The organism is Burkholderia sp. Ap-955 (genome assembly GCF_011753045.1).
GTDB lineage: Bacteria > Pseudomonadota > Gammaproteobacteria > Burkholderiales > Burkholderiaceae > Burkholderia > Burkholderia lata_D.
Map to the genome: position 1 here is coordinate 1 of NZ_VWWH01000160.1, position 8,558 is coordinate 8,558.

The 8,558-nt window shown below is 68.4% G+C and carries 8 protein-coding genes and 1 tRNA gene; 5 read left to right on the forward strand and 4 right to left on the reverse strand.

From position 1 onward, the window contains the following. The 3 genes from F3J15_RS37610 to F3J15_RS36310 all read left to right on the forward strand — a co-directional run. Positions 1 to 185, forward strand: a 185-nt coding sequence (locus tag F3J15_RS37610) for a hypothetical protein (RefSeq protein ID WP_205191143.1), incomplete at its 5' end; no start/stop codon positions are given. Between the two features lie 8 nt (positions 186 to 193). Beyond that, positions 194 to 1,573 carry an amino-acid N-acetyltransferase gene (gene argA / locus F3J15_RS36305; RefSeq protein WP_166897464.1) on the forward strand — a complete coding sequence of 460 codons (1,380 nt, stop codon included), beginning with the start codon at positions 194 to 196 and terminating at the stop codon, positions 1,571 to 1,573. A 51-nt stretch (positions 1,574 to 1,624) separates the two neighbouring features. After that, the gene (locus F3J15_RS36310; RefSeq protein WP_006478357.1) at positions 1,625 to 1,900 is read left to right on the forward strand and encodes an oxidative damage protection protein; all 276 of its coding nucleotides are present in this window, start codon (positions 1,625 to 1,627) and stop codon (positions 1,898 to 1,900) included. Between the two features lie 190 nt (positions 1,901 to 2,090). On the opposite strand, the gene F3J15_RS36315 is transcribed toward F3J15_RS36310, so the two are convergent. The 3 genes from F3J15_RS36315 to F3J15_RS36325 form a co-directional block, all read right to left on the reverse strand. Next, positions 2,091 to 3,506, reverse strand: a complete 1,416-nt coding sequence (locus F3J15_RS36315) for an MFS transporter (RefSeq protein WP_166897467.1) — start codon at positions 3,504 to 3,506, stop codon at positions 2,091 to 2,093. 156 nt (positions 3,507 to 3,662) lie between these two features. Then, on the reverse strand, positions 3,663 to 4,865 hold the full coding sequence (locus tag F3J15_RS36320; RefSeq protein ID WP_166897469.1) for a CoA transferase: 1,203 nt from the start codon (positions 4,863 to 4,865) through the stop codon (positions 3,663 to 3,665). Continuing rightward, the gene (locus F3J15_RS36325) at positions 4,862 to 6,613 is read right to left on the reverse strand and encodes an acyl-CoA dehydrogenase family protein (RefSeq protein WP_166897472.1); all 1,752 of its coding nucleotides are present in this window, start codon (positions 6,611 to 6,613) and stop codon (positions 4,862 to 4,864) included. Before F3J15_RS36325 ends, F3J15_RS36320 begins: the two co-directional genes overlap by 4 nt. Positions 6,614 to 6,786: 173 nt before the next feature. Here F3J15_RS36325 and F3J15_RS36330 point away from each other — a divergent pair, with 173 nt between their 5' ends. Next, positions 6,787 to 7,689, forward strand: coding sequence for a LysR family transcriptional regulator (locus F3J15_RS36330; protein ID WP_166897475.1), 903 nt, complete (start codon positions 6,787 to 6,789; stop codon positions 7,687 to 7,689). Between the two features lie 98 nt (positions 7,690 to 7,787). After that, positions 7,788 to 7,862, forward strand: a tRNA-Val gene (locus F3J15_RS36335). 88 nt (positions 7,863 to 7,950) lie between these two features. On the opposite strand, the gene F3J15_RS36340 is transcribed toward F3J15_RS36335, so the two are convergent. Continuing rightward, positions 7,951 to 8,558: aminotransferase class III-fold pyridoxal phosphate-dependent enzyme (locus F3J15_RS36340; protein ID WP_166897477.1), on the reverse strand; the 608-nt coding region annotated here is incomplete at its 5' end.

Genomic DNA, 8,558 nt, shown 5'->3' on the forward strand with positions numbered 1-8,558 from the left:
TCGTCGCCGCGCGGCCCGCGCGGCGCGTGTGCAGGCTTGCCCGCCTGCTGTTCCTGCTGCCGGCGCGGCGGCTGGCCCTGCTGCTGGCGTGCATCGGCCGCACCATCCGGGTGCCGGGCCGACGGCGCTTTGGCCCGCGTCGGCGCGGGACTTTTAGGTACATTCGACATGGGGGCGCATTATAATCCCGCCCATGAATTCCCAAACCGACCTCCCTCCCGCCCAGACCGGCGCCACGACGCCGCCGGCTGCCGACGACTCGACCGCCAATCACGCGCAGTTCGTCGACTGGATGCGCTCCGTCGCGCCCTATATCCACAAGTTCCGCAACAGCACGTTCGTCGTGGGGTTTGGCGGCGAGGTGGTGCAGCAGGGGCTGCTGAATGCGCTCGTGTCCGACATCGCGCTGCTGCAGGCGATGGGTATCCAGATCGTGCTGGTGCACGGCTCGCGTCCGCAGGTCGAGGAGCAGTTGAGCCTGCACGGTGTCGAATCCGAGTTTTCGCACGGCCTGCGCATCACCGATGCGCGCGCGCTCGAATCCGCGAAGGAAGCGGCCGGCGAAGTGCGTCTCGACATCGAGGCCGCGATCAGCCAGGGTCTGCCGAACTCGCCGATGGCGCACGCGCACATCAGCGTCGTGTCGGGCAACTTCGTGACCGCACGGCCGGTCGGGATTCTCGACGGGGTCGATTTCGCGCACACGGGCATCGTGCGCAAGATCGACGCCGAATCGATCCGTCATTCGCTCGCGAGCCGCAAGCTCGTGCTGCTGTCGCCGCTCGGCTTCTCGCCGACCGGCGAAGCGTTCAACCTGTCGATGGAAGATGTCGCCTCGGCCGCCGCGATCGCGCTGCGCGCCGACAAGATCGTGTTCCTGACCGACGGCCCCGGCATCGTCGACGACGAAGGCGAGCTGATCCGCGAAATGTCGCTCGACGCGGCGGCCGAGCTGCTCGATTCCGGCAACGTCCAGGGCGACGACGCGTTCTTCCTGAAGCATTCGATCCGCGCGTGCCGCGGCGGCGTGACCCGGGCGCACCTGATCCCGCAATCGCTCGACGGCAGCATGCTGCTCGAACTGTTCCTGCACGACGGCGTCGGCACGATGATCTCGTACGAGAACCTCGAAAGCCTGCGCGAAGCGACACCGGACGACGTCGGCGGCATCCTGTCGCTGATCGAGCCGCTCGAGTCGGACGGCACGCTGGTGCGGCGCGGCCGCCACCAGATCGAACGCGACATCGACCATTTCTCGGTAATCGAGCACGATGGCGTGCTGTTCGGCTGCGCGGCGCTGTACCCGTACCAGCAGGAGAAGATCGGCGAGATGGCGTGCCTGACGGTCGCGCCGGAAGCGCAGGGCTCGGGCGACGGCGAACGCCTGCTCAAGCGCATCGAGCAGCGCGCCCGCGCGCGCGGCCTCACGCACATCTTTGTGCTCACGACGCGCACCGAGCACTGGTTCCTCAAGCGCGGCTTCGTCAAGGTCAGCGTCGACGACCTGCCGGAAGACCGCCGCAAACTCTATAACTGGCAGCGCAAGTCGCTCGTGCTGATGAAACAGCTCTGAGCGCAGGCACGACTGCCCTTCCCCCCAGACCGATTACAGGAGAAGTACACGATGGCTCGAATGATCCAATGCGCGAAGCTCGGCAAGGAAGCCGAAGGCCTCGATTTCCCGCCGCTGCCGGGCGAACTCGGCAAGCGCATTTACGAGAGCGTCTCGAAGGAAGCGTGGCAAGGCTGGCTGAAGCAGCAGACGATGCTGATCAACGAAAACCGCCTGAACATGGCCGACCCGCGCGCGCGCCAGTACCTGATGAAGCAGACGGAGAAGTACTTCTTCGGCGACGGCGCGGACCAGGCGTCCGGCTACGTGCCGCCGACGGAAGGCTGAGGATGCGATGGCACGCGGCCGGCGCAAGTTGCCGGCCACGCGCTCCGGAGAAAGCGGCACCGTGTTTCGCACGGTGCCGTTTTCTTTTGGGGCGCGCGCGTTCGGTGCGTTCGGTGCGTTCGGTGCGTTCGGTGCGTTCGGTGCGTTCGATGCGTTCGGTGCGCTCCGTCGTTACGGCGTTACGCGCGGCTCAGCCAGCCGGCTTCAGCGCGCCGCCCTTGCCCGGCTGCGCATTCCCGTCGGCCGCGGCTTCCGCACTGCCGCCTTCGGTGCCCCATTCGGCCGCGTCGCTGCGTTCGGCCGTCGACAGTTCGTCCGCGCGATACCCGGTGCGATTCAGCAGCGCCAGCATGCACATGAGCGACACGAACGCATAGAGCCCCGATGCGATCGCGACGCCGACGATGCTGCCGGTCGAATTGAGGATCGCCTGCGCGAGCACCGGCGTGCCGCCGCCGACGACGAGCGCGCTCAACTGGTACGCGAGCGACAGGCCCGTGTAGCGGATGTTGGCCGGAAACACGCGCGCGAGCACGCCGCCGACCGCGCCATAGAACATCGCCGACGGAATCGTCGAGATGCACATGCCCGCGACGGCCACCCAGTACGACCGCGTCGCGAGCGCATGGAACATCACGGGCATCAGCACGATTTCCGGAATCAGGATCCAACACATCGCGCGACGCATGTCGACCTTCGACACGAACCACGCGCCGACCGGCTGCATCAGGAACTGCACGACGAGCGAGATCGACAGGATGCCGAGAAACGTACCCTGCGCGTAACCGAGTTCCTTGGTCGCCCACGACAGCGCGAACGTGCTGCGGAAGTACGTGACGTTGATCACCGGCAGCGTGCCGGCCGCGAGCAGCACGACCACCCAGTGATCGCGCACGACGTCGCGCAACGGCAGCTTCACGGTGCGCTTGCGCGCGAGCACGCGCTGCATGTCGGCCGACTCCTCGAGCTTCAGCCGGATCACCATGCCGATGATCACGAGCACGGCCGACAGCAGGAACGGCATGCGCCAGCCCCACATCAGGAACGACGGTGTCGGCAGCGCGCTCAGCGCGAAGAACGCGGCAGTCGCGAGCAGGTTGCCGGTGGGCGAGCCCTGCTGTGCGAACGCCGCATACAGGATGCTGCGATGCTTCGGCGCGTTTTCGCTCGCGATCAGCACCGCGCCGCCCCACTCGCCGCCGACCGCGATGCCCTGCAGCACGCGCAGCACGACGAGGCCGGCCGGCGCCCAGACGCCGATCTGCGCATAGCCGGGCAACAGGCCGATGCCGGTCGTGGCCAGCCCCATCATCACCAGCGTGATCACGAGCGCGGTCTTGCGGCCGACGCGGTCGCCGAGATGCCCGAACACGATGCCGCCGAGCGGCCGCGCGGCGAAGCCGGCCCAGAACGTGACGAACGCAAGCAGCGTCGCGACGCCGGGATCCATCGTGCTCGAAAAGAACACCTTGCCGAACACGAGCGCCGCGGCCGTGCCGTAGATGTAGAAGTCGTACCACTCGATCGTGGTGCCGACGAACGCCGCGAAGGCGGCGCGGCCGGGTCGCGGCTGCGGTGCGGCGGTCGGGGATTGCTGGCGGCTCATCGATGTCTCCATGTTTGTGTGTCGGGGGCGCGACTGTCGCGCGCCTTTCCCGGGTGGCCGGCATCGCGCCGCCGGCCAGCGGCGTTGCTTGACGTTGCGTTGCTTGACGTTCCGTTTCGTCGGCCGGCCATGCTTACCGGCGCGCGCGTCGGTCGGTCACGTCTGGTCGGGTGCGATCTTCAGCACGCCGGCGTCGAGCAAATGCTGCTGGAGCGCGGGATCGACGCCGAGGCGATCGAGCACCGCACGCGTGTCGCCGCCGAGTGCGGGCGGCGGCGAACGATAGGTGGCCGGCGTGCGCGACAGCTTCACCGGCGACGCCGTGCCGCGATACGCACCGATCTCGACGAACAGCTTCCGGTGCAGCGCATGCGGATCGTGCGCGACGTCGGCGACCGTTCGCACCGGCCCGCACGGCACGCCGGCCGCCATCAGGTCGCGCGCGAGCGGCTCGCAGGCGTGCGCGGCGAGCCGTGCTTCCAGTTCGGCCTTCAGCTCGGGCCGGTGCGCGCAGCGGCTGCGGTTGTCGACGAAGCGCGGATCGCCCGCGAGCGCCGGCACGCCGAGATGCGCGACGAGCCGCGCGAACTGCCGGTCGTTGCCGACCGCGAGGAAGATCGGCACGGTCGCCGTGCGGTAGCTGTCGTACGGCGCGATGTTCGGGTGCGCGTTGCCGCTGCGCGCCGGCACGCGGCCCGAGCCGAAGAAGTTCGGCAGGTGCGGATGCAGCAGCGACACGCCGCAGTCGTACAGCGCGATGTCGATCGATTGCCCCTGCCCGCTCTTCTCTCGCTCCGCGAGCGCCAGCAGGATGCCGGCCAGCGCATTGAGGCCCGTGACCATGTCGACGATCGGCAGACCGATGCGCGTTGCGTCGCCGTCGCGCTCGCCGTTGACGCTCATCAGCCCCGCCATCGCCTGGATCACCGCGTCGTAGCCGGGCAGCCCGCCGAGCGGGCCGCCTTCGCCGAAGCCCGTCACCGCGCAGTGGATCAGGCGCGGGAAGCGCGGCTGCAGGTCGCGCGCGTAATCCATCCCCCAGCGCGCGAGCGTGCCGGGCTTGAAGTTCTCGACGAGCACGTCGGCGTCTTCGAGCAGGCGCCACAGGATCGCGCGCCCCTCGTCGCGCGACAGGTCGAGCGCGAGCCCTTCCTTGTTGCGGTTCACGCCCATGAAATACCACGCGGTATCGCCGAGGAACGGCGGCCCCCAGCCGCGCGTCTCGTCGCCGTCCGGCGGCTCGATCTTGACCACCGTCGCCCCGTGGTCGGCGAGCGCCTGCGTGCAGTACGGGCCGCCGAGTACCCGGCTCAGGTCGACGACCTTCAGGCCGTCCAGCGCGCCACGTGTCGTGCTCATCGTTCGACCTCCGGCAGCAGGTCGAGCGCGGTATCGAGCGGGATCGGCGCGCCGCGCAGCAGCGCGGCGCATGCGGCCGATTCGTCGTCGCGCGATGCCGGCGCGAGCGGATCGACCGGCAGCAGCTTGTGGCGCACGACCAGGTGCGCGAGCGCAAGCCGCCGGAAATCCGGCGCAAGCCGCGCGCCCTCGCACGCCATCAGCACCGCCGCGCTTGCGTAGTACAGCGCCGACGCGGCCTGCCGCACGCGTGCATCGTCGCCTTCGGCCGCGACCCGCGCGAGCGCGTCGCAGGCGCGCGCGAAGATGCGCCGCAGCGCCGCACGGCTCGCATCGGGCAGCGGCGCCGCGCCGAGGCGGTCGCCGAGGAACGCACGCAGCGCATCGAGCGCGTGCTCACGCTGCGCGGCCCGCGCGACATCGAGCGCGACGATGTTGCTCGTGCCCTCCCAGATCGAGCCGAGATGTGCATCGCGCACGACGCGCGCGTCGCTCCACTCCTCGATGTAGCCAGTGCCGCCGCGCACTTCCATCGCATCGCCCGTCACGCGGCGCGCATCACGGCACGCGCGGAACTTGATCAGCGGCGTCAGGATCCGCACGCAGCGCGCGGCCTGCTCGTCGCCTGCATCGGCCTGCGGCAGCAGCAGCGCGATCTGCATGAACATCGCGCGCGCGGCCTCGGCCGGCAGCAGCATCTTCAGCAACTGGCGCTGCATCAGCGGCATCTCGATCAGCTTGCGGCCGAAGGCCTCGCGATGCGCAGCGACGTGCAGCGCCTCGTTCAACGCGCGCCGCATCAGCCCCGCCGCGCGCACGCCGTTCGACAGCCGCGACATGTTGATCATGTCGGCCATCTGGTGAAAGCCTCGGCCGATCTCGCCGATCAGATACGCCTGCGCGCCTTCGAGCACGATCTCGCCGCTCGCCATCGAACGGCTGCCGAGCTTGTCCTTCAGGCGCACGATCCGGTAGCGGTTGCGCGTGCCGTCCGGCAGCGTCTTCGGCAGCAGGAACAGCGCGAGGCCCTTGATGCCGTCCGGCGCGCCTTCGGGCCGCGCGAGCACCATCGCGAGATCGGCATCCGCGTTCGAGCAGAACCACTTGTCGCCGGTCAGGCGCCAGAGGGTCTCGCCGTGCGCGTCCGTCTCGCGCGTCGCCCGCGTCGCGATCCGGCCGACGTCGGAGCCCGCCGCCTGTTCGGTCATGAACATCGCGCCCTGGTACAGCGTGTCGAAGTCGCATGACGCAAGCATCGGCAGGTAACGCGCGACGAGCGCCGGATCGCCGAAACGGCGCAGCGTGCGCGTCAGCGAATCGGTCATGCTGACCGGGCAGCACAGCCCGAATTCCGCCTGCACGAACAGGAACGTCAGCGCGTACTTGACGAGCGGCGGGACCGATTCGGACCCGTGGCTCAGCGACGCGAGCCCGAGCTCGGCATACGCGACGCGTTCGAGCGCGACATACGCGGGATCCTTGTCGATCCGCTGCACGGCCTCGCCGCGCCGGTTGCGGTGCTCGAGCACGGGCGGGTGCTTGTCCGCGCGCGACGCCCATTCGTCGAGCTCGCCCGACACGCGTGCGCCGAGTGCGCGCAGTTGCGGCTCGAGCGCGGTATAGCGGGCATCGCCGAGATGCAGCTTCAGCAACGCGCCGAGATCGGGATCGACGGTGAAGAAATTGATGCCCCGGCTGTCGGGGATGTTGGATGCGCCGGGCTCCGGCGTGCGAGCGGTGTCGTTCATGCGTGCGTCTCCTGGGTTACCTGCACGTTGGCTGACGGCGGCGCCGCGGCGCCCGGCCAGTCCCGTGCAAAGCCTTCCGCAGAGCGTAGGCGCGCGATCGATAAGCGTCCAATACAGGATTTATCCGGTACGATAGATATCGCTTATCGATGCCGATGCCGCGAGGAGACACCATGGAACTGAAGCAGTTGCGCTACTTCGTGGCGGTCGCCGAGGAACTGCATTTCGGGCGCGCGGCGAAACGCCTGTTCATCTCGCAGCCGGCGCTGAGCTTCGACATCCGCAAGTTCGAGGACGCGCTCGGCGTGCAGTTGTTCTCGCGCACCAACAAGACCGTCGCGCTGACCAACGCGGGCGAGGTGCTGCTCGGCGAAGCGCGCCGGCTGCTGCTGCAGGCAGCCGAGGCCGAACGCCTGACGGTGCGCTCCGCGTCGGGGCTCGCGGGCCGGCTGCGGATCGGCTTCGTCCATTCGATGCTGTATCGCGGGCTGCCGGATGCCGTGCGACGCTTCGAGGCCGACTACCCCGGTGTCGAAGTCGTGCTGAGCGAAATGAACACGCAGGCGCAGGTGCAAGCGATCCAGCGCGGCCAGATCGATCTCGGCTACGCGCACTGGGGCCACTTCCCGCCCGAGGTCGAATCGACGCCCGTCTATGCGGAACCGTTCGTGTGCTGCCTGCCAGCCGCGCATCCGCTCGCGCAGCGCAAGCAGGTCGCGCTCGCCGCGCTGGCCGCGGAACCGTTCATCCTGTTCCCGCGCGAAGCGGCACCGCACTATCACGACCTGATCATCGCGCAGTGCGTGAATGCCGGCTTCAGCCCGTTGATCCGCCACGAGGCACGGCTGTGGCAGACGATCCTGTCGATGATCGAGTTCGGGATGGGTATCGCGCTCGTGCCGCGCGTGCTGCAGCAGGTGAAGAGCGAGCGGCTCGCGTTCCGGCCGCTGAAGGATGCATCGCTCGAATCGCGCACGCTCGCGCTGAAACGGAGCGGCACCACCGAGCCGGTTGCGCTGCGCTTCGCGGATTACGTGCGCGCGTCGATCGACGCACTGCCCGCGCTCGCGGGCTGAGCGCACGGCCGGCCGGCAGGTATGTGCGGGTATCTGAAAAATATTTGCAGAAAGTGCTTTACAGACCCTCAAAGCCCTGACATAATTTCAGCTTCTTTGGGCGGTTAGCTCAGCGGTAGAGCACTGCCTTCACACGGCAGGGGTCACTGGTTCGATCCCAGTACCGCCCACCAAAGAATTCAAGGCCCTGCGTCTCACGACGCAGGGCCTTTTCGTTTTGGTGGCGAGTGTGTTCCGCGGCGCTTGCCGCGGAACACCGGCTTACTCCGCGCGCGCCACCCGCTCCGCCGTCGTATCGAACGCGCGCTTCGCCTTGTCGACGATCTCGTCGACCTCCGCCTCGCGAATCACCAGCGGCGGCGACAGCAGCATGCGGTCGCCGGTCGCACGCATGATCAGGTTGCCGTTGAAGCAGAAATCGCGGCAGATCGTGCCGATATCGACATTCGCACCGAACCGCTCGCGCCGGTCCCGGTCGCACGCAAGCTGAACGCCCGCGACCAGCCCCGCTCCCGCAATCTCCCCGACGATCGGATGGTCGCCCAGCGCATCGCGCAGCCGGCGCTGGAAATACGGCCCGATATCGTTCTTCACGCGCTCGACGATGCCCTCGTCGCGCAGCAGCTTCAGGTTCGCGACCGCGACGGCCGCCGCGACCGGGTGCCCCGAGTACGTGAGGCCGTGGTTGAATTCGCCGTTGTCGATGATCGGTCGCGCCACGCGTTCGTGAATGCCGACCGCACCCATCGGCACGTAGCCCGACGTGAGGCCCTTCGCCATCGTGATGAGATCGGGTTCGAAACCGAAGTGTTGGTGTGCGAACCATTCGCCGGTGCGGCCGAAGCCGCCGATCACTTCGTCGGCCACCA

Excerpts from the sequence above, each read along its gene's own strand:
- F3J15_RS36315 (WP_166897467.1), bottom strand. The coding sequence starts at position 3,506 with ATGAGCCGCCAGCAATCCCCGACCGCCGCACCGCAGCCGCGACCCGGC.
- argA (WP_166897464.1), top strand. The coding sequence starts at position 194 with ATGAATTCCCAAACCGACCTCCCTCCCGCCCAGACCGGCGCCACGACG.
- F3J15_RS36310 (WP_006478357.1), top strand. The coding sequence starts at position 1,625 with ATGGCTCGAATGATCCAATGCGCGAAGCTCGGCAAGGAAGCCGAAGGC.
- F3J15_RS36320 (WP_166897469.1), bottom strand. The coding sequence starts at position 4,865 with ATGAGCACGACACGTGGCGCGCTGGACGGCCTGAAGGTCGTCGACCTG.
- F3J15_RS36330 (WP_166897475.1), top strand. The coding sequence starts at position 6,787 with ATGGAACTGAAGCAGTTGCGCTACTTCGTGGCGGTCGCCGAGGAACTG.
- F3J15_RS36325 (WP_166897472.1), bottom strand. The coding sequence starts at position 6,613 with ATGAACGACACCGCTCGCACGCCGGAGCCCGGCGCATCCAACATCCCC.